The sequence below is a fragment of the Paraburkholderia sp. BCC1884 genome (assembly GCF_900996225.1).
In the GTDB taxonomy this organism is placed as follows: Bacteria; Pseudomonadota; Gammaproteobacteria; order Burkholderiales; family Burkholderiaceae; genus Paraburkholderia.
In genome coordinates this window covers 437,067-462,481 of record NZ_CAAJGL010000068.1, presented here as the reverse complement: position 1 = coordinate 462,481, position 25,415 = coordinate 437,067, and the positions used below count along the sequence as shown (strand labels likewise).

At 62.9% G+C, this 25,415-nt stretch carries 25 protein-coding genes and 1 pseudogene; 10 read left to right on the top strand and 16 right to left on the bottom strand.

The genetic code is table 11. The features are described from left to right. Positions 1 to 94: 94 nt before the first annotated feature. Positions 95 to 313 carry a hypothetical protein gene (locus FQ705_RS09020; protein ID WP_144139866.1) on the top strand — a complete coding sequence of 73 codons (219 nt, stop codon included), beginning with the start codon at positions 95 to 97 and terminating at the stop codon, positions 311 to 313. A 257-nt stretch (positions 314 to 570) separates the two neighbouring features. Continuing rightward, positions 571 to 867: a DUF3303 domain-containing protein gene (locus FQ705_RS09015; RefSeq protein WP_144139863.1), complete on the top strand. Its 297-nt coding sequence runs from the start codon at positions 571 to 573 to the stop codon at positions 865 to 867. A gap of 27 nt (positions 868 to 894) precedes the next feature. On the opposite strand, the gene FQ705_RS09010 is transcribed toward FQ705_RS09015, so the two are convergent. From FQ705_RS09010 to FQ705_RS08965, 10 genes are all read right to left on the bottom strand, one after another. Then, a complete protein-coding gene (locus FQ705_RS09010) occupies positions 895 to 1,800 on the bottom strand; it encodes an oxaloacetate decarboxylase (protein WP_144139860.1) in 906 nt (301 codons plus the stop codon). Between the two features lie 94 nt (positions 1,801 to 1,894). Further along, positions 1,895 to 2,515: a 3-isopropylmalate dehydratase small subunit gene (gene leuD, locus FQ705_RS09005; protein ID WP_144139857.1), complete on the bottom strand. Its 621-nt coding sequence runs from the start codon at positions 2,513 to 2,515 to the stop codon at positions 1,895 to 1,897. Then, positions 2,512 to 3,936: a 3-isopropylmalate dehydratase large subunit gene (gene leuC / locus FQ705_RS09000; protein ID WP_144139854.1), complete on the bottom strand. Its 1,425-nt coding sequence runs from the start codon at positions 3,934 to 3,936 to the stop codon at positions 2,512 to 2,514. The genes leuD and leuC overlap by 4 nt, the downstream gene beginning before the upstream one ends. Continuing rightward, positions 3,933 to 4,823 (bottom strand): oxaloacetate decarboxylase, encoded by an 891-nt coding sequence (locus tag FQ705_RS08995; RefSeq protein WP_144139851.1) that lies wholly within the window; start codon positions 4,821 to 4,823, stop codon positions 3,933 to 3,935. The genes leuC and FQ705_RS08995 overlap by 4 nt, the downstream gene beginning before the upstream one ends. Before the next feature lie 13 nt (positions 4,824 to 4,836). Then, positions 4,837 to 5,613: an ABC transporter permease gene (locus FQ705_RS08990; RefSeq protein WP_144139848.1), complete on the bottom strand. Its 777-nt coding sequence runs from the start codon at positions 5,611 to 5,613 to the stop codon at positions 4,837 to 4,839. Further along, a complete protein-coding gene (locus FQ705_RS08985; protein ID WP_144139845.1) occupies positions 5,610 to 6,368 on the bottom strand; it encodes an ABC transporter permease in 759 nt (252 codons plus the stop codon). The genes FQ705_RS08990 and FQ705_RS08985 overlap by 4 nt, the downstream gene beginning before the upstream one ends. Continuing rightward, positions 6,365 to 7,228 (bottom strand): ABC transporter ATP-binding protein, encoded by an 864-nt coding sequence (locus tag FQ705_RS08980; protein WP_144139842.1) that lies wholly within the window; start codon positions 7,226 to 7,228, stop codon positions 6,365 to 6,367. Before FQ705_RS08980 ends, FQ705_RS08985 begins: the two co-directional genes overlap by 4 nt. Positions 7,229 to 7,235: 7 nt before the next feature. Next, positions 7,236 to 8,219: an ABC transporter substrate-binding protein gene (locus tag FQ705_RS08975; protein WP_144139840.1), complete on the bottom strand. Its 984-nt coding sequence runs from the start codon at positions 8,217 to 8,219 to the stop codon at positions 7,236 to 7,238. A 218-nt stretch (positions 8,220 to 8,437) separates the two neighbouring features. After that, positions 8,438 to 9,133: a GntR family transcriptional regulator gene (locus tag FQ705_RS08970; RefSeq protein WP_260854423.1), complete on the bottom strand. Its 696-nt coding sequence runs from the start codon at positions 9,131 to 9,133 to the stop codon at positions 8,438 to 8,440. Between the two features lie 104 nt (positions 9,134 to 9,237). Further along, on the bottom strand, positions 9,238 to 10,125 hold the full coding sequence (locus tag FQ705_RS08965) for a LysR substrate-binding domain-containing protein (RefSeq protein ID WP_144139837.1): 888 nt from the start codon (positions 10,123 to 10,125) through the stop codon (positions 9,238 to 9,240). A 166-nt stretch (positions 10,126 to 10,291) separates the two neighbouring features. On the opposite strand from FQ705_RS08965, the gene FQ705_RS08960 reads away from it, so the two are divergent. From FQ705_RS08960 to FQ705_RS08935, 6 genes are all read left to right on the top strand, one after another. Next, positions 10,292 to 11,059: a glutaredoxin domain-containing protein gene (locus tag FQ705_RS08960; protein WP_144139835.1), complete on the top strand. Its 768-nt coding sequence runs from the start codon at positions 10,292 to 10,294 to the stop codon at positions 11,057 to 11,059. A 169-nt stretch (positions 11,060 to 11,228) separates the two neighbouring features. Then, the gene (locus tag FQ705_RS08955) at positions 11,229 to 11,897 is read left to right on the top strand and encodes a GntR family transcriptional regulator (protein WP_144139832.1); all 669 of its coding nucleotides are present in this window, start codon (positions 11,229 to 11,231) and stop codon (positions 11,895 to 11,897) included. A 131-nt stretch (positions 11,898 to 12,028) separates the two neighbouring features. Then, positions 12,029 to 12,643 (top strand): TetR/AcrR family transcriptional regulator, encoded by a 615-nt coding sequence (locus tag FQ705_RS08950; protein ID WP_144139829.1) that lies wholly within the window; start codon positions 12,029 to 12,031, stop codon positions 12,641 to 12,643. Positions 12,644 to 12,727: 84 nt separating this feature from the next. Next, entirely contained in the window at positions 12,728 to 13,960 is a 1,233-nt protein-coding gene (locus FQ705_RS08945) for a YbfB/YjiJ family MFS transporter (protein WP_144139826.1), read from the top strand. 164 nt (positions 13,961 to 14,124) lie between these two features. After that, positions 14,125 to 14,280, top strand: a complete 156-nt coding sequence (locus FQ705_RS08940; protein ID WP_144139823.1) for a DUF3309 family protein — start codon at positions 14,125 to 14,127, stop codon at positions 14,278 to 14,280. 161 nt (positions 14,281 to 14,441) lie between these two features. Continuing rightward, positions 14,442 to 15,242, top strand: a complete 801-nt coding sequence (locus FQ705_RS08935; protein WP_144139820.1) for an SDR family oxidoreductase — start codon at positions 14,442 to 14,444, stop codon at positions 15,240 to 15,242. On the opposite strand, the gene FQ705_RS08930 is transcribed toward FQ705_RS08935, so the two are convergent. The 5 genes from FQ705_RS08930 to FQ705_RS08910 form a co-directional block, all read right to left on the bottom strand. Continuing rightward, on the bottom strand, positions 15,239 to 16,633 hold the full coding sequence (locus FQ705_RS08930) for a four-carbon acid sugar kinase family protein (RefSeq protein WP_186307816.1): 1,395 nt from the start codon (positions 16,631 to 16,633) through the stop codon (positions 15,239 to 15,241). The genes FQ705_RS08935 and FQ705_RS08930 overlap by 4 nt on opposite strands. Then, on the bottom strand, positions 16,630 to 17,928 hold the full coding sequence (locus FQ705_RS08925; protein WP_144139817.1) for a ribulose-bisphosphate carboxylase large subunit family protein: 1,299 nt from the start codon (positions 17,926 to 17,928) through the stop codon (positions 16,630 to 16,632). Before FQ705_RS08925 ends, FQ705_RS08930 begins: the two co-directional genes overlap by 4 nt. After that, positions 17,925 to 18,464, bottom strand: a complete 540-nt coding sequence (locus FQ705_RS08920; RefSeq protein WP_144139814.1) for a VOC family protein — start codon at positions 18,462 to 18,464, stop codon at positions 17,925 to 17,927. Before FQ705_RS08920 ends, FQ705_RS08925 begins: the two co-directional genes overlap by 4 nt. Before the next feature lie 92 nt (positions 18,465 to 18,556). Continuing rightward, a complete protein-coding gene (locus tag FQ705_RS08915; protein ID WP_144139811.1) occupies positions 18,557 to 20,446 on the bottom strand; it encodes a TRAP transporter large permease subunit in 1,890 nt (629 codons plus the stop codon). A 59-nt stretch (positions 20,447 to 20,505) separates the two neighbouring features. Further along, positions 20,506 to 21,531 (bottom strand): TRAP transporter substrate-binding protein, encoded by a 1,026-nt coding sequence (locus FQ705_RS08910; RefSeq protein WP_144139808.1) that lies wholly within the window; start codon positions 21,529 to 21,531, stop codon positions 20,506 to 20,508. Between the two features lie 197 nt (positions 21,532 to 21,728). Here FQ705_RS08910 and FQ705_RS08905 point away from each other — a divergent pair. Both FQ705_RS08905 and FQ705_RS08900 read left to right on the top strand, forming a co-directional pair. Then, positions 21,729 to 22,783, top strand: a pseudogene (locus tag FQ705_RS08905) (LacI family DNA-binding transcriptional regulator). Between the two features lie 673 nt (positions 22,784 to 23,456). Beyond that, positions 23,457 to 23,930, top strand: a complete 474-nt coding sequence (locus FQ705_RS08900; protein ID WP_144139806.1) for an Lrp/AsnC family transcriptional regulator — start codon at positions 23,457 to 23,459, stop codon at positions 23,928 to 23,930. Positions 23,931 to 23,973: 43 nt separating this feature from the next. Here the strand turns inward: FQ705_RS08900 and FQ705_RS08895 are convergent, their stop codons facing one another. Continuing rightward, positions 23,974 to 25,209, bottom strand: a complete 1,236-nt coding sequence (locus FQ705_RS08895) for a YbfB/YjiJ family MFS transporter (RefSeq protein ID WP_144139803.1) — start codon at positions 25,207 to 25,209, stop codon at positions 23,974 to 23,976. Between the last annotated feature and the right edge of the window lie 206 nt (positions 25,210 to 25,415).

The following is a 25,415-nucleotide window of genomic DNA, read 5'->3' as shown; positions in this document are numbered from 1 at the left end:
AGTGCGAGGAGACCTCAGCACATTGCACAGCGGAACAGAGCGGCGACCGGAACTTCGCACCGGCCAGCCGCTCGACTTTTATCCTGGAGCCGTCATGGCCAAGCTCGTCATCAAAGACCTCAGCGACAGCATCGAACTGGACCATCAGGCGATGGCCGCCATCGTTGGCGGCGCTCGCATCGGAACGCGTTCGAGCGTAGCCGTGCCGCTGGTGCCGGCTTCTGCGCGGGTGGTCGACTACCCGCCCGGCTTTCCCGCGGCGCACGAGGCCATCGTCAAGGCGGCCATAGAACGTAAAGCGCCGCACGGCTAAGCGCCGGTTTGCATTGGCGTGATAACGGCATCGACGAGAATCGTGTGCCATTTCGGTGAGTTCGATCATGTCCAGCCCGACGTCCGCGTTCAGAGAACCTACTTGTAGGACGCTCGAGTAACGCGCAATTGGAAATCGGGCATGAACGAGCCGCACAGCGCTACATCGCGCGCGCTCGATCCGCCTGATGAATGTCCGCACACGGCGCTTCGTCGGCGTTCGCCGATGGCATCACTCAATCCGATAGGAGAGACGCAATGAAATTCCTGGTGGAATGGAAGGGTCAGCCGACAGCCGAGAATGCGGTGATCGAGCGCTTCATGAAAACGGGCGGCAAGCTGCCGGAGGGCGTCACGATGCTGGGACGCTGGCATGCGATTGGCGGACTGCGTGGGGTGGCCATCGTCGAGACCAACGATTCGCGCGGTCTCTCGGCGCTGACGCTCGAATGGGGCGACCTGCTGACCATGAACGTCGTGCCCGCCGTGACCGACGAGGAACTCGGCGCCGCGCTAGGCAAACATCAGGCGACGCGCCAGCAGGCTCGCGAGTGACGCGCCGGTCCAGCCCCTGCATGTCGTTCAGGCAGCGTCCACCTTGAGCTCGGGGACGGATGGTGCCACGTTGAACGACGCCTCCTCGGCCACTGCGGCGTCCAGGCCGACAAAGCGGTTGAAGTCAGAAAACGAGGTCAAGCGGTCCGCAACCGAGTCGGTCGAGCCCTCGCGCATGAAGATCTCCATCATCTCCTTGACGGCTTTATGCGTAGCGAGCATCGATTCGATCGGGCAAAGGGTGTAGTCAAAGCCAATCTTGTAGACCTGGTCCAGCGTCAGAAACGGGCTTTTCCCGGTGCGCGCCATGTTGAAGAGAATCGGCTTGCCGAGCGGTTTCAGTCTGCGCACCAACTCCTGCATCTGCTCGACACTCTCCGGTGCGTCCGCATACAGACCGTCGGCGCCGGCTTCGGCGTAGGCCGTGAGCCGCTCGATCGCATCGTCGAGTCCCGTGACGGCGATTGCATCGGTTCGCGCCACCACGAAGAAATCCGGATCGCTACGCGCGGCCAGCATGGCCCGCAGTTTCGCCTGCATCTCTTCTTTGGGAATCACCTGCTTGCCCGCGAAGTGCCCGCATTTTTTCGGCACCGCCTGGTCTTCGAGATGGAGGACCGAAGCACCCGCTTCCTCCCACAACCGCATGGTGCGTTGGACGTCGAGAATGCCGCCGTAGCCCGTGTCCGCGTCGGCGAACACCGGCACCTTGGTGACCCGGCAAATGCGGCGGATGTGCTCGAACATTTCCGTCTGCGTCAACAGACCGACGTCCGGTTCGCCGGCGAGGATGCCGGAGGCCGCGAAGCCGCTCACATAGATGGCTTTCGCGCCCGCCTGTTCGGCGAGCTTCGCGGTCAAGGCGTCGTGCGCGCCGAGGCAAACGAACGGCGGTGACTTCAGCAACTCCCTGAAACGTGCAGATCGGCTCACGGTATTTCTCCCAATTGGACAGGTCTGATCAGACGACGCTCGGCACTCGCGCCGACACTGCCATGCGGGGCAGCCGGGGCGCACGTCGTGAAAGTTATCGCGGCATATAAGCCCAGGCGCGTCTGGTGCGATCCGAGCGACGGAACGCGTCGATGTCGTCGGCGAGGCGCAGCGTCTGATCGACTTCGTCGAGCCCTTCGAGAAGAATCGCCTGACGCGTGGCATCGAATTCGAACGACAGCGGCGGCAGGCCGTCCGCTCGAATCTCCAGCTTACGCAAATCGACTTCGAGCGGCGTGCCGCCCGCCGCTGCGGCAGCGAGTTTCTCGATGGATTGCGCATCGAGACAGATCGGCAGCAAGCCGTTCTGCAGACAATTATTGAAAAAGATATCGCCGAACGACGGCGCGATCACGCAGCGGATGCCGAATTCCTCGAGCGCCCACACCGCCATTTCGCGCGAACTGCCGCAACCGAAATTCGCACCGCCGAGCAGAATGCAGGCGTGCCGGAAGCCAGACTGGTTCAGCACGAAGTCGTCGCGTTCGCCCTGCTCGGGACCGCCCTCGCGATAGCGCAAGGTCTCGAACAACCACGGGCCGAGTTGACCGCGCACCAGTTGCGAGATTCGCTCGATGCGAATGATGAGGTCTGTGTCGACGTTGTTGCGCAGCAGCGGCGCGGCCGGCCCTTTGACTACGGTGAATGCTTTCATGGTGCGGCTCCCGCGCGCACGTCGGCCGGCGCGGCGATATGGCCGGCGAGGGCACTGGCCGCCGCCACTGCGGGGCTCGCGAGATGCGTGCGCGCTCCCGGTCCCTGGCGGCCGACAAAGTTGCGATTCGAGGTCGACACGCAACGCTCGCCACGCCCCACCACGTCGCCGTTCGCGCCGACGCACATCGAGCAGCCGGGCTCGCGCCAATCGAAGCCCGCCGCGCGAAATACCTGCGCGAGGCCTTGCGCTTCCGCTTCGCGCGCGACGCTCAACGAGCCCGGCACCACCCACGCCGTCACGCCATCGGCGACATGGTGGCCCGCCACGACGCGCGCGGCCGCTTGCAAATCTTCGATACGGCTGTTGGTGCATGAGCCAATGAAGACCCGGTCGACATGCAATTCGTCCAGATGCTGCCCCGCGTGCACACCCATGTAGTCGAGCGCGCGCTGCAAAGCCTCACGGCGCGCGGGATCGGATTCGTTGTCGGGATTGGGCACGGCGGCATCGATCGCGATGACGTGCTCGGGGCTCGTGCCCCATGTGACCTGCACTGAAATCGCCGATGCGTCGATCTCGACTTCGCGGTCGAAATGCGCGCCCGCGTCGCTCGGCAAGCGGCGCCAGTCAGCCTCCGCCGAGTCGAAACTCGCCCCATGCGGCGCGTAGGGACGGTCGCGCAGATAGGCAAACGTGACCTCGTCCGGCGCGACGAGGCCGAACTTCGCACCGAGTTCGATCGTGAGATTGCATAGCGTCAAGCGCGCCTCCATCGACAGCGCCTCGACGGCCTCGCCGGCATACTCGACCGCGTAGCCGGTTCCCGCGCTGGCACCGAGCGTGCCGATCACGTACAGGATCATGTCCTTGGCCGTGACGCCTTCCGCGATTTCGCCGTTGAAACGGATGCGCATGGTGCGGGGCTTTTTCTGGCGCACGGTTTGGGTTGCCAGCACATGCACCAGTTCGGTCGAGCCGATGCCGAAAGCAAGCGCACCCATCGCGCCATGCGTGCAGGTATGGCTATCGGCGCACACGATCAGCGTACCCGGCAGCGACAGGCCTAGCTCAGGACCGATCACATGAACGATGCCTTGCTGCCCTTGCGCGCCGATATCGAACAGCGGGATCGCATGTTGCGTCATCTGCGTGCGCATCGCGTCGACCATCGTCGTGCTCCAGTCGGCGTCGCCCGCGCGACGTCCGGGCTCGGTGGAGATCACGTGATCGAGCGTCGCGAAGGTCAACTCGGGATTGCTGACCGGCAAATGACGCGCTTCGAGTACGCGCATCGCCTCGACGCCCGTTAGCTCGTGCATCAGATTACGGTCCACCTGCAACAGATCGACGCCGCCCGGCAGATGCGTGATGGCGTGACTGTCCCACAGCTTGTCGAACAGCGTGCGTGGCGCGTTCATGATGCCGCCTCGCCGGTTTGGGCATGTCGTTTCTCGAACTCCCACACCTCCGGGAAGCCGACGAGTTCGTGCAACTGATCCATCGTGAACGAGGGCACTTGCAGATCGAGCGAGTCGCCGTGGTCGAGCAGATGGCGGTAGGCGCTGTCCAGCGCGGAGGTCGCCGCCGCCATGCCGATCGACGGATAGATCGCGATGCTGAAGCCCCACTCCTTGAGCGTGGTGCTGGCCACCACCGGCGACCGGCCGGTCGGCACCATGTTGGCAAAGAGCCACGCGCCGCAGTCGCCCAGTTCGCCGCCGATGCGCTTGAACTCCTCGGCGCTTTCGGGCGATTCGACGAACACGATGTCCGCTCCCGCGCGGGCGAATTCCCTGGCGCGGCGGATCGCCTCGTCGAGTCCGAGCGTGGTGCGCGAATCGGTGCGGGCAATAATCAGCATGTCGTCGCTGCGGCGCGCTTCGCGTGCGACTTCGATTTTCTTCAACATCTCGCTCAACGGCACGACCTGGCGACCCTGGGTGTGGCCGCATTTTTTCGGCATCACCTGATCTTCCATCTGGATTGCCTGTACACCGGCGGCTTCGTAACCGCGCACCGTATGCCTTACGTTGAGCAAGCCGCCGAATCCCGTGTCGGCGTCCGCAATCAGGGGCTTGTTGATGCCTTCGGCGATTTGCCGCGCGCGGCCCACCATGTCCGCGTAGCTGACCAGACCAGCGTCGGCCACGCCGAGATACGAGCCCGATACGCCATATCCCGTCATGTACAACGCTGCAAACGGCAACCGGTCGGCGACACGCGCCGAAAACATATCGAAGACACCGGGCGCGACGACGAAGCGTCCGCTCTGGAGAATCGCTTTCAACTTGTCGGATGTGCTCATCGAATGCTCCTGCCTAGTTGCTGTGTGTGAGGCGCCGCTGCCACGCGAGCAACAGCAGATTGACCAGCGTCGCGAAGACGAACAGCATCAGCGCGAGTGCCATGATCGTGCTGGTCTCGCTGCGGTTCATCGCGATCATCAGCATGTGGCCGATGCCGCTTTGCGACGCGAACATTTCGCCGATCAGCGTGCCGAGCAGGGTCAGCGAGAAGCCGATGCGCAAGCCGGCGACCACCTCGGGCACGCAGGCGGGCAGCAGTATCCGGCGTGCGAACGTGATGGGACTGAGCCGATAAGTGCGCGCCGCGCGCGTGTAGATCGGCGGCATATTGCGCACGGCATTCATGGTGAAGAGCGTGATCGGCACGATACCGTGCATGACGCCGAACACGATCTTGGCCCACAGACCCAGACCGAAGGCGAGCAATACGACTGGATACAACGTGACTTTGGGAATGGAATAGAAGCCCATCATCAACGGTTCCATCACGTCGCCGGCGAGCTTGCGCGCGCCGAGCAGCATGCCGAGGCACACGCCGCACACCGCCGAGATGAGGAAGGCGGAGCCGAACGCGAACGCCGTGACGAAGAGACTCGCCGGAAAGTCCGGGTCGCTTGCAATATGCACCGCACGTTCGAGTGTCCGCCAGGGCGTAGTCAGCACATCCGGGCCCAGCATTTCGCTCAGAATCTGCCACACCGCCACCAGCACGACGACCAGCACGACGCCGTCGAGCCAACGCCTCGCATGGCGTGGCTTGACCGTGTGGGTGACAACGATCGTACTCATGCGACCTCCCTGCGAATGCGTCGGTATAGACGCGCTTCAGCCGTGCGCAGCAGCGCGTTGACCGTGCCGACGAATAGCAGCATCAGGACCATCAGGCCGTACATCGTCGCGTTATCGAAGTTGTTGTACGCAAAGGCGATCTGATAGCCGAAACCGGAACCCGACAGCACGAATTCCCCGGCTACCACCGCGATGAATGCATACACGACCGTCAACTTGATGCCCGTAAAAACGAACGGCAGACTCGACGGCAAGGTGATCAGGCGAATTTCGTTGAAGGTGCTTAGACGGCACACCCGGGCCGTACGCAACAGCACACGCGGCACGCGCTCGAGACCATTGAGCGTATTGACCGCCATCGCGACCACCGCGAACAGAAAACCGATGCCGACCAGCGGCCAGCGATTCAAACCGAGCAAGACGATCAGAATCGGATACAGCACGAATACGGGCACCGCGTAATACGACAACAACAGTGGATCGAGCACCCGGCGCACGCGTGGCAAGCGGAACAACAACACACCGCCGACGAAACCGACCACCACCGCCAGCGCCACAGCGAGCAAGGCGCTCCCGAGCGTCTGCAGAATGTCCGTGGTGTACTGACCGGACAGCAGCAACTGCACCGCACTGACGATCATCCGCGAGGGCGGAATGAACGAGACGGGATTGATCCACGCCGCGCGGCACGCGATCTCCAGTAGCACGATCAGCCCGACCACCAGACCGATTCGCCAACGCGCGGCCGCATTCATTGCTGGCTCCCGAGCGCTTTGAGGGCTTCCTCGCGCAGCAAGCCCCACACTTGCGCGGTCAATTCGCCAAAACGCGTGTCGAGCGCAGTCGTGCTGTCGCGCATGCGCGGCCAGTTGGTGTCGATGGTCTTGATGAAACGACCGGGGCACGCCGACATCACGCCGATACGGTCGGACAGCAGCACGGCTTCGTCGATCGAGTGAGTAATGAGCAGGATGGTCGCACCGGTATCGCGCCATAGCTTCAACGTTTCGTCGCCCATCAGCAGACGCGTTTGCTGATCGAGCGCGCCGAACGGTTCGTCGAGCAACATCAGACGTGGGCGCACCACCATCGCACGCGCGATGCAAACCCGTTGCCGCATGCCGCCCGACAGTTGCGCCGGATACGCCGTGGCAAACGATTTGAGTCCCATGAAAGAGAGCGCATGATCGACCCGTTCGCGCACTTCCGTTTCGGCCACGCCGGCCTGCCGCGCGGCGAACGCGGCGTTGTCGAAAACATTGAGCCAGGGAAAACTCGCGTCCTCCTGAAACACTACCGCTACACCATCCGGCACTTCCGCACCGACTGGCTTGCCTTCGAACGTCACCGACCCGCCGCTGGCCGGGTTCAGACCGGCCAGCACGTCGAGCAGCGTGGACTTGCCGCAACCCGACGGACCCACCACGGAGAAGAACTCGCCAGCGCGCAATTCAAGGCTCACCGGTCCGAGCGCATGAAACGGCGGCTTGCCGTCCATGCCGGGATAAATGCGGGTAACGTCGGTGAGCGTTGCTTGAATGCGCTTGCCGTCGGGCGACAGCGCACTCGGAGCGACAACGGAAATATTGGCTTTGTGACGGGATAGCGCGCTCATCTCGACCTCACTTCTTGCTACGCAGATCGGCCGGCAGCATCGACTCATCGACGATCTTCGACCACTCGAATGGTCCTTCGGGAATCGCCTTGACCAACACGAGACCCTTCAGCACTTCGTCCATGCTCTTGTAGTCGAAGCTGCCTTCGCTCCAGTACTTCGGATCGGCGTCGAGCACGTTGTTGATCGAGGAAGCCGCCACTGCAGGATCCAACTTGTACTCCCTGGCGAGAATCTGCGCGGCCTCGGCGCGATGCGCCGCCATGTAGATCACCGCCTTGCGACGCGCCGCAATGATGCCGCGGATCACCTCGGGGTGTGCCTTCAGATAGTCGGTTCGGACGATGCCGACGGTCTGCGTTTCATTCGGCACGACGTCGTTCGAGCGAAATGCAATACGTAGGCCGTCTTTCTTTGCGCTATAGGATGGTTCGGTCATGTAGCCGACGTCGATCGCGCCTTGCTGGAGCGAAGTGAGCATGCCGCTCGAACTGCCCACCGGTTTGCGTTGCACCTGACCGAGCAAGCCGACGCGGTCGAGTGCGATCGTGGAGATCATGTCGGTTGTCGATTTGGGGCTGCTGTAGCCGATCGTCTTGCCCTTCATCTGTTTGATGTTGGTGATCGAACCGTTCTTCAACTCGACCCACACGAGGTCGCCGAGACTTTGCACGCCGCCGTGCACGATCGTCAGATCGACGCCTTGTTTCACTGCGGCAATAGCGGCCGGCAGCGCGACCTCACCGTACGGAATGTCGGACGCCATCGCGTTGCGGATACTGGTCCCGCCGCCTTCCGACGTGATGAAACCGGTGACGTCGACTTTTTCCTCCTTGAAGAAGCCTTTGTCCAAAGCAACCGCAAACGGCACGCCGTACATGCCGTCGCCCCAATGTGTCACCGTCAGCGAACTGGCGTGGGCTGCGACGCTCGCAAGCGTCAGCGTCGCGCTCAGGCAGATACCCCGCACGACATTGCGAATCGCGTTCATGTGGTTTGTCTCCATCCACGATGACGGTGAGTGCCCGTCATTTTCGTTGTGTCGCCGCGCGTCGTGACGCCGGCGACGGGTCAGCAAGCGAGCTCGACAAATTGTCTTTGCCCGATCACTGTGTAAGTTAATGTATGCATTAAATCGTTAAAAGTACAGAACATCGCACGCGAAAATCGGCTGGGTTTACCCGTCCGACGACACACAATCCTCAGCTTTTACGCGTGCTGGATGCCATGTTGCTGCAGCACCGCAGTCTGCTCACGCCAACCGCGCTCGCGATGCAGGCGATACAAACGGCTCGCGCGCGCTGCATCGCCGCGACGGATTGCGTCGATGATTTCGTAATGCTCAGCAATCGATTTTTTCGGTTGAGGATGAGGCCGCAGCTGTTGCGTGAAGCGGCGTACGCGATGCACCTGGTCGCGGCAATTCGTCACGACCTGCGCGAGGCGCGCATTGCCGCCGAGGTGAACCAGCGCTTCGTGGAAGGCTTCGTCGGCGCTGGCCCACGCCTGCATGTCGTGCGCGGCGAGTGCGTCGGTCATCTGCTGGCAGGCGTTGTCGAGCGGGCTGAGGTCCACGGCGCTGCGCGCGGCCACGAGAGCGGCCGCCGTCGACTCGAGGCTGATCAACACCTGATAGATGTGACTGATATCGGATACCGAGGTCGGCACGATGCGGATGCCATGGCGAGGCACGATCTCGACGAGCCCCTCGCCCTGCAAGCGGATCGCCGCTTCGCGAATCGGCGTACGGCTCACGCCGAGCATCAGCGCGAGTTCCTGCTCCAGCAGATAGGAGCCCGGCATCAACTCGCTTTCGATGATTTTTTGCCTGAGACTTTCGTAGGCTTGTTGCGAGGAATTGCCGTTGCGCGCTTCGGATGGTGCGGCCGATTTGAGTTTTGGCACGACGGTTCTCCAGGTGGCGCGAACGTTTCGATGCTAGCACCCTGCAAAGCGCAACGACATGAAGGGAAACGCTTAATCCAGTACAACGCTACGCAGTTGGCGTCTCACGTGCCGCGCAAATGCGCGACGAGCATGCGGCACGCAACTGGCAATGCGTCCAGCGAGCGCACGGCCAGCAACAGATCGCGCTCGGCCCAGGCGTCCGTGAGCTCGACCAGCGCAAGCCCGAGTCTGGCCGCCTGCTGCTGCGCGACGGCGCGCGGCATGACGCCGAGCCCGAGTCCCGCGGCAATCATCAGACATTGCGCGTCGTAGCCGGTGACCTGAATGCGCAAATTGACCGGCCTGCCTCTTGCATGCGCCGCCCGCGCAAGTTGCTGACTGATCGCTGTATCGGGCGGCAAGCCGACGTACTCGAAGTCGAGCGTATCCGCGAACGCAATGGTTTCGTGGTGCGCGAGCGCATGATCGGCCGGCGTCACGAGCGTCAGGCAATCGCGGTGATAAGGGAAGGTTTGCAGGTCGTAGCCGTGTGGCACCGCAGTGAAAACGCCGATGTCGGCGGCGTTGTCCGCGACAGCTTTCACCACACCCGTACTCGCTTTTTCTTCGAACTGGATCTGGATGCGCGGATGTTGCGCCGCAAACGCCTGAACTTCGCGCGGCAGAAACTGCACCACCGACGAGACATTGGCCGCCAGCCGTATCAAGCCGCCGACGCCGTTGGCGTAGTCGCGCATTTGCACGGCGATGTCGTCGAGTTCGTGCAGCGCGCGATGCGCCAGCGTGACGAGGCGCTCCCCCGCTGCGGTCGGCATCACGCCCTTGTTGGTGCGCCGCAAAAGCGCCACGCCCAGCGTCGCCTCGATTTCGCTGATGCGCTTGCTGATGGCTGCTGCCGCGATATGTTCGCGTTCCGCCGCGGCCGCGATGGTACCGGCTTGAGCAACGCTGACGAAAAGCCTGAGCGAAAGCGGATCGAGTGTCGCCATGACGTCCCGCAGCGAATTGGGTTTCAGCAAAGCGCCTGTACGCAGAATAAGAGAAAGCACTCCACTACGTCCCGCCATCGTGGCTCGCGATGACGGCATGGTCAAGCAATGCTTTGCATCGTCCGCGGCCCTGGCGACAATGGCATCAACAGAGAAGGAGCTAGCGATGCAAACAGCAACCCCCGCGAAGATCAAGGTGTTCTGGCAGCCCGGTTGTTCGTCGTGTCTGCGCACCAAGGAATTTCTGACGAAACAGGGCATCGAGTTCGAATCGATCGACGTACACAACGATCCTGCCGGGCGCGAGCAACTGGACGCCTTGGGCGCGCGTAGCGTACCCGTGGTATCGCTCGGCTCCCGGTACACGTTTTGTCAGTCGATCAACGACGTGATCAAGTTTCTCGATTTGAAGACGAAGATCATGACGCCGCTGCCGCCGGCGGAACTGGTCAGCCGCCTCGAACTCGTGCTTGAATCGAACGCGCGCTATGCCCGGCAATTCAGCGGCGCGGCATTCCGCGAGCCGTTCCGTAATCGCAACCGCACGCCGGCCGGACTGACTTTTCACGTGTTCCGCGTCGCCGAGATGGGGATCGAGGCGGCCCAGCAAATCGAATTACGTTTCGAAGGATTCGACGAAGTGCCGCCCGTCGAATGGGGCCCGGAGCAGATCGCCGCGTGGGGCGAAACGGTGCGGGCTCGCCTGGGTACGTGGTGGCGGAACGAAACGGATCGCACGCTCGGCTACGACGTGCCGACTTATTACGGACGACGTCCCATGCACGAAGTACTCGAACGCACCGCATGGCATAGCGCGCAGCATACGCGGCAAGTGATGCTGATGCTCGAGAATGAAGGCGTGAGCGTGGACCGTCCGTTGACGGCTCAGGATCTGGCGGGCTTACCCTTGCCGGATGAAGTGTGGGACAGGTAGGTCAAGCTTCAGGATTTGCGGCGGGGCCATTTCCATTTCCAATATTAACTGGCAATCCGGCACGGCGGGAATGAGGGATCTCGCCGGCAGGTGCAGGTTATAAAACTCATCCCCTCTTTCGCGTCAGCGTGGCAGAATCGCCTTCAACCCGTCGGCGAGACAGAAACACATGACCACGCTGCGCGAAAAATCCACCGATTCGGTGTACCTCCAGCTGCGCACCAAAATTCTCAGCAACGAGTTTCGTCCTGGCATGCAGTTGCTCGAACGCGACCTGGTGAGTCTGTTCGGCGTGAGCCGCACGCCCGTGCGCGAGGCGCTGGTTCGACTGCAGAAGGAAAACCTGCTGCAGATCGTGCCGCGTCACGGCATTCGCGTGCGCCAGGTTTCGCTCGCGGATATCGAAGAAATCAACCAGGTGCAAACCAGTCTCGAAGCCACGGCGGCGGGCGTCGTCGCGGCGGCGAATCTGCGCGTCAAAGACCTCGCGCCCTTCGATCAGGCCTGCAATGCGATGGATCGCGCGGACAGCAGGAACGACCTCGATGCCTGGGCCATCGCCGACGAAGCCTTTTATTCGCACCTGCTGAAACTGGGCGGGAACCCGCGGCTCACGCAGATCGTGAACGAGTGCTGGGACCAGATTCGCCGCGTCCGCGACCTGACACTACGCCTGACCGCATTAGCCGACCTGCCGGCCGCGCGGCACCGCGAGATCGTCGACGCGATCCGCGCCGGTGACGGCGCGACGGCCGAGAGCGTGTGCCGCGAATACCGGGCGTGTTGCCTGCAGTTTCAGATCGACACCCTGCGGCGATTCCGGATTCTCGAAGTCTGAGTTCGAAGCGCTGCCAGACCGGGTCTGCCGCATCCTTCCAAACCGCTTGCGTTCTGTATCAATCGATATATAATCCATTTCTATATCGATTGATACAGAATGATGCGCGTTCACGCACGAAGGACACTCTCATGGCACGACCCCGCGGATTCGACGAGCAACAAGTGCTCGAAGCAGCTAGCGCGGCCTTCTGGAATAAAGGCTACGAGGCAACCTCCACGCGCGAGCTGGTCAAATCGACCGGCCTCACGCAACCGAGCCTCTACAACGCATTCGGCGACAAACGCGGTTTATATCTGCGCGCGCTGGAGTACTACATCGACACCACGGTGCGCGCGCGTATCAGCCGGCTGGAACAGACGCTGTCGCCCGCACAGCGCATCACGGCGTTCTTTCACGAAATCATCGAACGGTCGCTCGCCGACCCGGACAAACGCGGCTGCATGCTAGTCAATTCGGCGCTGGAAGTTTCATCGGACGATGAAGCGTTTCGCGCTACCGTCGCCGTCGAACTCGAGGAAATCCGCGCGTTTTTCAGGCGCTGCCTCGAAGCGGGTCAAGACAGCGGCGAAATCGCCGTTCAGGTCGCCGCCGACGATGTCGCCACCCACCTGCTCGCCACCTTGATCGGCGTGCGTGTGCTCGCGCGGGCGAGTCCGCAGCATGCGCTGCTCACCAGCGCAGTCGCGCCGGCGCTGTCACTGCTCGGCCTGCCGCCGCTACCGGTGCAAGACACCGGCATCTGAGCCTCGCGTCCGCACGGGCGCACGCCTTCTTTTTTCACCGATATCCGGCGACGCTACCCTGCGCGCGCCGGTAAAGGAATCGTCATGTCCGCAACACCTGCCTCTTTAGACTCGGCCAAGCCCGTTTCACTCGATGCCCGCGCGCGCTTCGCCATGCTCGCCGGCCTGTGCGGGAGTCTTGTCGCCATCGGCCTCGCGCGCTTTGCGTACACGCCTTTGATTCCTTCACTCATCCAGGCACACTGGTTCACGTCGTCGCAAGCGGTGACGCTTGGCGCGGCGAATTTTGCCGGCTATCTGGCCGGCGCATTGATCGGCCGGCCGCTGGCAGCGGCGCTCTCGAATCGCACCGCGTTGCGCATTCTGATGACGGTCGTCACCGCCGCGTTCTTCGCCTGCGCGTTTCCGCTGTCGATCGGCTGGTTCTTCACCTGGCGCCTACTGTCGGGCATTTCCGGCGGCGCAATCATGGTGCTAGTGGCAACGTCGATTCTTCCGCACATTCCCGCTGCGCGTCGCGGCTTCGTCAGCGGCATGATCTTTCTCGGTCTGGGACTCGGCATCGCGGCATCGGGCACGCTGATTCCGCAATTGCTGCACTATGGTCTGCAGACTACGTGGATCGGACTTGGCGTCGTGGCGCTGGTGCTGACCGTGGTGAGCTGGTTCGGCTGGCCGTCGTCCAACCCGCCCGTGCCGCTCGTGCCGGCCGGCGAACATCCCGGCGCGCGCCATCACGGACTGACGTTGCGTGTGCTGTACGCGCAGTACGCGGCCAACGCACTCGGAATCGTGCCGGCGATGGTGCTGTTAGTCGACTACGTGGCGCGCGGCCTCGGACAAGGCGCGGCGATCGGCGCGCACTACTGGGTGTTGTATGGCCTTGCCGCGATTCTGGGTCCGGTGATTTGTGCAAACGTGGCTCATCGCATCGGCTTCGGCAAGGCGTATCGTGTTGCGCTGTTTCTGCAGGCAACCGCCGTTGCGCTGCTCGCGCTCTCGGGCAATGCATGGGCGTTGGCCACGGCGACAGTGATTCTCGGCGTGTTCACCGTGGGCATCGTGCCGCTGGTTTTAGGCCGCATTCACGAACTCATGCCTCACGATCACACGGAGCAACGCGCCGCATGGAGTCGGGCGACGACCGCATTCGCGCTCTTCCAGGCGCTCGGCGGCTATGGCTACTCGTATCTCTTCTCACATTCACACAACGATTACGCGCTGATTTTTACCTGTGGTGCAAGCGCGCTCGTCGTCGCTCTGGCGGCGGATCTCGTGACATCGCGTATGAATGCGGCGCGCGCCATGGCTGTATGACCGGACACCGCTCTGTTTCAAACAGCTTCCATGCGTGGCTAACGCCTGGGCACACCGTTTGCTAAATGAGAGCATCGATATTGCTTTTCGCAGGTTCGTCGCAAGACGGATATAGCGTGGCTGTCGTAAAGGCAGGTCCTGTCAACCAAGCGGAGGTCATTAATATGTTGGGAACTATTCTTCTGATTGTGCTGATCCTTCTCCTCATCGGCGCGTTTCCGACGTGGCCGCATAGCCGTTCGTGGGGTTATGCGCCTACCGGCGGTCTCGGCATCGTGGTGATTGTGGTGATCGTCCTGCTGGTCGTCGGCGTCATATAGCCGACGCGTTTCAGAGCGAACCGCTGGCGGTTCGCCACACCGGGTCATGCTGTCTGACCGGGGCGGCCGCCGGATATCGAAGCATTTCAATGCCCGATATCCGGCGGCCTCGTCATGTGGATGACCGACAGCCGATTGAATTTGTCACGACAGGAAAACCGATGGAAAAGTTACTCGAGAATCAGGTCGCGCTGGTGACGGGTGCCAGTTCCGGCATCGGCTATGGCGTCGCACGATCGTTGGCGGAAGCAGGCGCTGCGGTGGTGCTGAATTATCATTCGCATGCCGAAGCGGCGGAGAAGCTCGCTGACGAAATCGTGCAAGGCGGCGGCGCCGCGCTCGCCGTGCAAGCCGACGTATCCGATCCCGCTCAGGTTGAACACCTGTTCGATGCCTGCCGTGAGCGCTTCGAGACGGTCGACATCGTCATCGCGAATTCGGGCGTACAAAAAGATGCCGCGTTCGCCGACATGACGCTGGAAGATTGGCAGACGGTGCTGGCCACCAATCTAACAGGCCAATTCCTCAGCGCACAAGCCGCAGTGAAAGAATTCCGCCGACGTGGTCCGCGAGCGATCTCGAAAGCGCTCGGCAAAATCATTTGTATGAGCTCGGTACACGAGGTGATTCCGTGGGCCGGACACGTCAATTACGCCGCGTCCAAAGGCGGCATTCAGATGTTCATGAAGTCTCTCGCGCAGGAAGTCGCGCCGGAGCGCATACGCGTCAATTCGATCGCGCCGGGCGCGATCCGCACGCCGATCAACAAGGACGCGTGGGATACGGAAACCGCGCTCAAGAAATTATTGCAACTGATTCCCTATGGCCGCGTCGGTGAAGCCGAGGATATCGGCAAAGCCGCCGTCTGGCTGGCGTCCGATGAAAGCGACTATGTCGTGGGCACGACCTTGTTCGTCGACGGCGGCATGACCTTGTACCCCGGTTTCGCCGACAACGGTTAGACGTTGCCAGCTTCGCCGTGCTGATGGCCCGCGAGAAGCTGTTCGAATAGCTCGGGGCCGCCCATCTGGCCGCCCTTGAGCATGATCTCCATCCCGTTCAGCTCCGCACGATCCGCATGAAGGCGGCACACGGTCACACCCGCCGACAGCGGCGCGAAATACGACAAGCCCCACGCATCGAGCGAGCGCACGGCGATGCTCGAAGTGTCGCCGCCTGCAATGCCGATGCGGTGCAGCTTCACCGTTGCCAGCACCTGTTGCAACAAAGACGCACACGCGTGCGCGAGTTGCGGCAGTGCGCGCTCTGCTACCCTGATTTGCGCCGGGCGACGTGTCGTGAAGGCCAGCACATTGCGGCCATCGCGCAGCGGCCCCGCAATCGCGGCGAGGCGTGTGGCCAGATAGTCGGTGGCGTTCGCGCCGGTCATTTTCTGCGGGTCCAGTTCGACACGCAGATAAGAACGCGCGGCTGCGATCTGCACTTCGGTCAGCGGCGAGAGGCTGCCTGCCAGCACGAACACCGGACCGCGCGCGGGCGCCAGCGGAACACACGACAACGCTGCCGTCCCGGACTCGACGGCAGGCGTGTCCATCCGTGCCAACGCATAGGCGCGCGCTACGCTGCTTGCGCCCACAACGAGGAGCGGCGCCGAGGTGGCCGAACGATGCGCGATTACCCGGCCGATCATTCTCAGATGCGAGTCGTCCAGCACATCGAACAACAAGGCGTCGGGTTTCGAATCGAGTCGTCGGCTGACCTCGGATTGCAATGCGTCGTCGCCCGCCGCGTAGCATCGCCAGTCGATCGATTGAATATTGTCCAGACCCTGGCGCTGCAAATGCACACGCAGGTCTGCTTCGTTCATCGGCGTCACGGGATGACGGCTCATCGTCGGATGACGGTCGATGCGGTAGATGGCCCGCGCGTCGTCGTCCGCGCCCGCTGCGGCAAACAGCTCGCCGAATAAGCAATAGCGACGCAAGTCCGGTTGTCCGCCGACCACCGCGACGAATTCACTCCCGCAATACTCACGCAAAGTCCGAATCGCCACGCCGATACTGCCGACATGCGGCGCGCTGTCGAACGTCGAGCAGACCTTATAGTGCATCACGCGCGCGCCAAGCGCGGCCAATGCGGCGCCCACGCGGGCAAGCTCATGTTGCTGCGCCTCGTTCGACATCGTGCGGGCAGCGCCCGCCACGCCGAGCGCGTCGAGTTGGCCCAACGTCGAAAGGCGCGCGGCGTCGGGTGGCGCGAAGAACAGCATGGTGCGCAAACCGGCGCGGGCCAGATGCGCGAGCGTGTCGGTCGCGCCGGTAAAGTCGTCGCCGTAGAACGCGTAATCGGGCGCGTGATGGCCAGATGGTTCGCTGCGCAGAGTCGTGCTCACGGGTGGCCGCCGAAGAATGCCAGTGCGCGTCGCAATTCCGGCATGTGTTGCGCGAATGCCGTGAGCGAACTACCGGACTGCACGGCGGCCCAGGCCTGGCGCACGCTCGTGACGCCCGCCGCCGGTCCATCGGGATGCGCGAGAATGCCGCCGCCCGACATGAATAGCAGGTCGGTGGAGTGCACCGCTTCGAATGTCGCCGGCACCGTGCCGGCCCACTGGCCCGATGAAAACGCCGGCATCACCGTGTCGGCATGATCGGCGGTGAGCGGCGTCGCACAATCGCGCGCCGACTCGATCACTTCGGTGTCGCTCTGTGCGAATTTCCCGCCGAGACCATGCACGTGCATATGGTCGACGCCCGTCAGGCGCCATAGCGTCTGATACGCCTGAAAAGACATGCCGAGCGACGGATCGCGCGACATCATGCCGTAGCCATTTCGATGCGCATGCAGGACGAGGGGCGTGGCACGTCGCAGCGTCTGGATCGCGGAAAAGCCGCACCAGTTGATGCTCGCCATCACACAACTGCCACCCTCTTTCTCGACGAAATCTGCGTGACCACGCATGGCATCGAGGTCGTCGGTAATGTTGAACGCGACCATCACCGGCCGGCCGCTGCGTTCGCGATAGCCGCGCACTTCGGCCATCACCGCGCGCACGCGCTCCGCAAGCGGCGCGTGCGCGGGATTGGCGCACACTTCATCGTCCTTGATGAAGTCGACGCCTGCCTCGCACAACTGGCGCACCAGCGCAGCCGTTTCGCCCGCGCTCAGCCCGACGTTCGGCTTGATGATCGTGCCGATCAAAGGTCGATCCGCGACCTGCGTCAACGCGCGCGTGCCGGCCACGCCGTGACGCGGCAGTTCGAAACGCGCGCGATACGAAGCCGGCAACCGCAGCGACAACAGACGCATGCCGGTCACTTCACCGAGGTCGTAAAGATTGCCGGCGACAGTCGCGGCGAGCGTCGGCAGATTCGCGTCGATGTTGGCCAGCGGAAACGACAGCGTGACGCGCGCGCGCCGCCAGGGGCCGGGAGTGTCCGAACGCGAGAGCCACGCGCTCGGCAAACTCGGACGCGTCGCGGCTTCGAGTTCTTCGATACGCAGCACGTTTGCGCGACTGCGGGCTCGCAGCGCGTCGGATTCGTTGGCCACTCGCACGAAGGTGCCGCTCGATTGCTCGCCGGCCATGATGTCAGCCACGCGCGCGGGATCGAGCGGCGTCTCGATCAGATAGTCGGCTTGCAGCGTGGCGTCGTCTGGGCCGACGTGCCGAAGTGTCGTGTTCATAACGTGGTCAGATCGGGAAAGCGGCGCACGGGCTCACTGCCGTCCCACTCGCGCGACGCCGTATAGATCATGTCGAACAGCTTGCCTTTTGGCCCGGCGATCTCCGACAACTCGATCACCGTGCCGGGGTGATTCTCCGTGTCGAAGTAGACGAAGCGGCCGTTGCGGCCCACCTCGCCGCTCATCGCGACCTTGAAGCCCTGCTCCTGCAGGCGCGCGAGGTCGTCGTCGAACGAGGTGGTCCAGTACGCGTTGTGCTGCAGCCCGGTGTGGCCCGCAGTGAGAAAGTCGCGGTACATCGACGGCGCATCGTTACGCGTCTGGATCAGCTCCACCTGCAAGGGACCCGAGTTGGCGAGCGCCACCGAGTTATGCACCTCGTAAGACTGCCCGCGATACGTGTAGTTTTCGATCGGCACACGCTCGTTATAAAACCACGGGCCCACGCCGAGCACGCGGCTCCAGTAGTCCATGGCGGCTTCGATATCGCGCACCACATAGCCAGCCTGACGAATTTCGCCAAAGAAACGACTCATGAAACTCTCCCCATGCCGCAGGATTTGAAGGACGAGCGACGCCCCGGCGCAGCGTGAACGCAGCGCCCGAATGCCGAACCGGAAACGAAACTTCAGAGAAAACCGATAGAGATCCAGGGAATCGCCGCGACCAGCAACAGCCCGACGATCAACGCGCCCATGTAGCCGACGATCGGACCAATGCCGGCATCGGGATTGACCTTGCTGATCGCACACGCCGAGTAGTAGCCGACACCGAACGGCGGCGAAAATAGACCCACGCCCATCGAGAGGATCACGACGATGGCGTAGTGCACCTCGTGGACGCCCGCGAGCCGCGCAATCGGAAACAGCAGCGGCCCGAACAACACGATTGCGGGGATCCCTTCGAGGACGCTACCGAGCATGACGAAGACGACGATCGATACCGCGAGAAACCCGTAAGCGCCGCCGGGCATCGACCCCATCAGTTGCGCGAGGTCTTGCGAGAAGCCGGATTGCGTGAGCGCCCAGGCCATCGCCGTCGCGCAACCGATGATGAACAGGATCGCGCCGGAGAGCGTCGCCGCATCCACCAGCATGCGCCCCAGGCGGCGCCATTCGAAGCGCCGATAGACCAGCAGGCCGATCAGCATCGAATACGCGATGCCGATGGTCGACACTTCGGTGGCCGTCGCCACACCTTCGACCACGGCCATGCGGATCACGAAGGGCAGCGCGAGCGCCGGCAGCGAAACGATGAAAAGCCGGCCGATCTGGCGCTTGCTGAAACGCTGCGCGCCGCTCAGATCCTCCTTGCGATAACGCCACCACACCACGACGCACAGAATCAGCGCGAGCACCGCGCCTGGCAACATGCCCGCCGTGAAGAGCGCGGAAATCGACAGGCCCGTGACCGAACCGATCGTGATGAGCACAATGCTCGGCGGGATGGTTTCGCTTTGCGCGCCGGTGGTGGCGAGCAGCGCGACCAGATCGCCCTCGGAGGCGCCGCGCTTTTTCATCTCGGGAAACAGCACGGGCGCGATGGCCGCCATGTCCGCTACTTTCGAGCCCGAGATGCCGGACACCAGATACATCGCGCCGATCAGCACGAACGACAGGCCGCCGTGTACATGACCGACGAGACTCGCGAGAAATTCGATCATCGCGCGCGCCATCCCCGTCATTTCGATCAGCAAGCCGAGGAAGACGAACAGCGGCACGGCAAGCAGCACGAGATGCGACATGCCCTCGTCCATGCGGCCGACCACTACTTCGAGCGGCGTGAAGGTGGAGAGACCGAGATAACCAAAGGTCGCGAGCGCGAACGAAAAGCCGATCGGCACGCCTGAGAAAATGCCGATGGCCACCACGCCGACAAAGAAGATCACGAGGTTGGTTTTGCCGAGCGTCTGGAACCACGGGCCGGCAAACACCACGATCGCGCCGAGCACGGCAGCGATGGCCAGCGCGATCAGCACGTCGCGCACGCGGCTCACCTGGGCGAGCCGAATCACGCCGACCAGCAGCATCAGCACCGCGCCGATCGGCAGAGCAAGTGCACGCCACGCGTTGCTGACCTGCAAGGCGGGCGTCACGATGGCCATCTCGCCGGACGCATAGTCGTACGCCGGCGCGACCAGCAGCGCGAGCAACGCGATGGAGGCGGCGATTGCCAGCGTATCGACGAAAGCGCGCCGCTGCGGCGACAGGCGGCTCACCAGCGCAGTCATCCGCATATGTTCGCCGCGCCGCAAGGCAAGCACGGCGCCGAGCATGGCGAGCCACAGAAACAGCATGCCCGCCAGTTCATCCGACCACACGAGCGGCTGATGCAGCACATAGCGGCACACCACGCCGGCAAACATGACGACGATTTCCACCGCCAGCAGCGCCGCCGCGCACACTTCGACCAGCGCGATCAGACCGCGATCGAAGCTTCTCAGCCAGCGTCGCGGCAGACTCGCCGCGTGCAACGGCGACACCGCCGCCTCCGCCGGATTCAATGCATGATTCGACATCCCGCTGCCTCCTCGCGGCCGCTCGCCGCGCTCATCCTGCACGCGTGCGCGAGACGCGCTCACGCCAATTTACCGACCGACTGTTCGAGCAGATCCCACGCCTGATTGCCGAACTTGTTCTTCCACTCGGCGTAGAAGCCCGCTTGACGCAAGGCCGCACGGAATGTGTCGGGCGCCGGACGGTTGATCGCGAGACCCTTGCTTTGCAGATCGGCGACGGCCGCGTCGTTGAGCTTGCGCACGTCTTCACGCTGCCTGAGCGCCGATTGATTGAACGCGTCGCTGGCGATGCCCTGCAGGTCTTTCGGCAGACGCTGCCACGCGCGCGGGTTCAGCACGAACCAGTAGCCGTCCCACATGTGATTGGTCAGCGAGCAGTACTTCTGCACTTCGTAGAGTTTCGCGACCTGCACGATCGGCAGCGGGTTTTCCTGCGCATCGACGATATGGGTTTGCAGCGACGAATAGACCTCGCTGAATTGCAGGCTCGTTGGCGCGGCACCCAGACCTTTGAACATGTCGATACTGAGCGGACTCACGGGCACGCGAATCTTCAAGCCGCGCATGTTCTGCGCGCCGGTGATCGGTCCGGTGCTGGTAGTGGTCTGACGAAAGCCGTTGTCCCACATCTTCTCGAACGATTCGAGTCCGGCTTTCTGCATCGCCGCGCGCACGTACGCGCCGAGCTTGCCGTCCATCGCGCTCCACACCTGGTTGTAGTCGCTGAAGGCAAAACCCACTGCATTGATCGCCACCGACGGCGCGAGCGTCGACACCACCAGCGCCGAGGGCGTGAACATTTCGATGCCGCCGCTGCGCACCTGCGCGAGCATATCGGTGTCGCCGCCCAGCTGGTTGTTAGGGAATATCCGGATCTCCATGCGCCCTTTCGACGCCTCGCGGATCTGATTCGCCGCTTCCTGCGAGCGCACGTTCAGCGGATGCGTGAGCGGCAAGTTGTTGCCGTACTTGAACACGAACTCCGGTCCGGACGCCGCGCGCACAATTGCCGGAAATCCGAGCGCGCCGGCCACTGGAACGGCTGCAGCGGCGCGCAGCAGAGTGCGTCTCGCGAGGTTGGTCATTTGAGCGTCTCCTTGCTTATAATTGATGTGCCTGTCCAATCCATCAAAAACCATCATCGGTCGCTGACAACGCCTTGATTTGCCGTCGCTGGTGTTGAGTCGCCGCGTGATAGGTGCAAGACTAGGCGTGCGAAGCAAGCGCTGTCAAACCGTGAATCTGATGTTTTTTGATGGACTTCCCTCTGCGAAGGACTGCCATGTCCGAACCGGTTCACCTCATCGACGCTGCACGCGCGCGCATTCCCGACATCGCGCGCGCCGCCGGCGTATCGACAGCCACGGTCGATCGCGTGCTCAATGCGCGTGAAGGCGTGCGCGCCGTCACGGCGCAACGTGTGCTCCAGGCTGCCGCGCAACTCGGGTACTTGTTGAGTCCGACTGTTCCCGCCGCGCCGGCATCGAAACCCATGCGCATCGCGTTTCTCCTGCCGGCGGGCACCAATCGCTATCTGCACATGCTCGGCGATTACATCGATTTCACCCACGCTCAATGGAACGCGTTGGACATGAAATGCGCGTGCACTATGTGGAGAGTTTCAACCCGAAGGAACTTGCCGACCGTCTGCTGCATTACGGACAGCGGGCGGATGGCGTGGTGTTCATGGCGCTCGAACACCCCGTAGTGCGCGATGCCGTGAATGCGCTTGCGGATCGCGGCGTACCGGCAATCACGTTGATTTCGGATTTGTCGAATGCGCGGCGGCTAGCGTATGTCGGCATCGACAATCGTTCGGCGGGACGTACGGCGGCTTTGCTGCTAGGGCGCTTCATGGGGCCGCGACCGCACGGCAAGATCGCGATGCTGGCCGGCAGCTTGAACTATCGCGGACATGAAGAGCGCGAGATCGGTTTTCTGCATCTGATCGAATCGACCTTTCCGCAGGTACGTGTCATCGGCTTGCGCGAAGGACATGACGACAGCGAACGCAATTACAGGCAGACGCGCAAGCTGCTGGAGCAGCATCCCGACCTTGCCGGCATCTACAACAGCGGCGGCGGTTCGGACGGCGTTGCACGGGCCATCGTCGAAGCGCGCTCAGAACAGAAGATTCTGTTCGTCGGTCACGGCTTGACGCCGGATACCCGCGCGTTGCTGATCGACGGCACCATGGATGCATTGATCACACAAACGCCGCAGGCCATGGTCGGCAATTGTTTGCGGATTTTCCGTAACGTGCGCGGGAAGCGCGATGCGATGAACGACGTCAAGCCAGTGCAGTTCAGTATCGTGTTACGCGAGAATTTGCCTTAAAACACGGGACTTTCGCGTGTGGTGCGGGTGCACAAACGGCAGCACTTTGAAAGATTCCGGAGGGTCAGGCACACGGGATGCTCAATCAACTTCGTATTCAAACTTCGATACGAAAGGAGATCACATCATGCCTTACCTTCTCGGCTGGCTGCTCGGCGTCCCGTTGATCGTACTGGTCATCCTGTACCTCGTTTTTCACTAATCCTTTCCCACACACATGGGCGACGCCGGCTTCCGGACGTCGCCCCTGGCGTTTCTACTGCACGTCACGGACGCCGTCAGCGTGCATGCCGAACGGCAAACTTCCCATTGAACGATAGATCGCGCGGGGCGGGTTGGGCTGAGCGGCGAAGTGGCGAAGCGGCGCCAGAACATCCGGTTGAGGACATGCATCCGTGCCCGGCGAGCGCGTCTTCCGGCGCGGGTGGCGCTGGAATTCGCCCGCGTGCCGCTTTCCTGTGAAGGCGGCGAGACACCCGATGGCAGCTTGTGGCCACACAAAGCCGCAGGCTCGAAGGCTGCGACCCGGACAGTTGTCCCGGACACGAATGCACCCTGAAAATATACCCGGAGCCACGCTGGATAAGCTTCCTAAAGCGATGTCGACGATTGCCCAGTTCGGGACACTATTCCGTTAAAATTAGCTTCTCCAGAATAATGTTCAGGATCTGCGATGACTACCCGAAGCCGGCCACTCGACAACCAGGATCGCAAGATCCTCCGCGAGTTGCAGAAAAACGCCCGCCTCAGCAATGCCGAGTTGGCGGAACTGGTCGGCATGTCGACTACGGCGTGTTGGAATCGCACGCGTCAGCTGGAAACGGAGGGCTATATCCGCGGCTACGTGGCGTTGCTGGACCAGCAGAAGCTCGGCTTCGCGGATGTGGTCCTGCTCGAGGTCACGCTCGACCGCCACGACGACGACGCCCTCGCCCGCTTCGGCGCGGAACTGGCGACGCTCACCGAAGTGCTCGAGGCTTACCTGGTGTCGGGCGATTACGACTATCTGGTCAAAGTGGCGGTGGACGGCACCGCCGGTTACGAACGCTTTCTGCGCGAGAAGTTATACAAGATCGCGGGCATCCGGCACAGTCGCTCGATGTTCGCGCTGCGGTGTATGAAGAGCATCCCGTCAGTACAGGTATGAGAGCGAACTGTGCGCGCTTTCCTGCATCCGCAGCCGCGCGCCCTTACTGCGGACGCAGCGGCTTCTGGCAAGCGGCCAACACGGCGCCGGCCACCAGCAACAGCGCGGAGTACACCAACCCGCGCGCCAGACCCGCGCCGTCCGACACCCAACCGATCGCCATCGGCCCGACGATCTGGCCGAACGCAAAGACGATCGTGAACGCGCTGATCCCCTTGGCCCAATGACTCGCGGGCAGATTGTGGCGCACGAAGGCCGTGGTCGACGCCACCGCCGACAGGAACGTCGCGCCGAACAGCACGCCAGATACGAATGCCACCCACGGCTGCGTGAACAGCGCGGGCAACAGCGTCGCGATGGCGAGCAAGGCATTGAGCACGGCCAGCGCCTGGCCGCCGCGCATGCGGTCGAGCAGTCCGGACCACACGCGCGCTGAAACCACGGTCGCCGCACCGAGCAACAGATAGAAACTCGTCACGACCGTTGCGCTCATGCCCGCATTGCGCAGCAGCGCGACGATGAACGTCATGTAGCCGATATAGCCGACGCCGAACAGGCCGTAGCCCAGCAACGCCGGCGCGAAACGCGGCCAGCGGGGTGCATCGGAAACGGCGGCCGCCTGCGCCGTTGACGGCGCGCTGCCCTGGCTACGCTCGATCTTGCGCGCCGCGACGATTGCCACCGCAGCAAAGACGGCGCAGGCCGCCGCGAGGGCGAACCAGGCGAATTGCCAGCCGTGCGTGACGTCGGCGATCGCCACCGGAACGAGGATCGACGACACCACGATGCCCCAACCCGTGCCGCCGTAATACAACCCGAGGATCAACCCGGCGTCGTGCGGCCTTGCCGACGCAAGCCGCGCCGCCAGCACGCCGCCGCTGATGAAAATCGCCGCACTGCTCGCGCCGGTGATCACGCGCAAGGTCAGCAGCGAATGCGTGTCGGCGAGCAGGCCGCTTACCGCCATCAAGACGGCGGTCGCCGCGCAGCCGGCGCCGAACAATGCGCCAGCGGACCAGCGGCGCGCCAGTCGCGGAAACGCCAGCGCGCCGAGCAGATAGCCCAGCGCGTTGGCCGTATTCATCGCGCCGGCCTGGGCGAAGCTCCAGCCGAGGTCGAGTTTCATCGACGGCAACAATAAGGCGTAGGCGAAGCGGGCGAGCCCCAGCGCGATCGCGCTGCCCAACGATAGCGCGGCGGCAAGGACCAGCGTAGGCAGGCGGTGCGCCGCTTCCGGGGCTTGGGAGACCGGTGCGGCGTCGAATGATTTTGTCGGCATGGGTTAGGGTCGGTGGACGGTGATGCAGGCCTGCCGTCGCGGGACGGTTGGCCTTGGCGCTTCGCCATGATAGCCGGAGGTGTCGCCCGGGCTCGACAGTTAGTTGCGTTAAATGCGCGATTCCATCGCCCTTCCGCGCAATGGTTCACGGGGTGCCGCGTTATGTGCAGCTAATCGCGGGCTGTCTTTACCTGCCCGTAAATGCG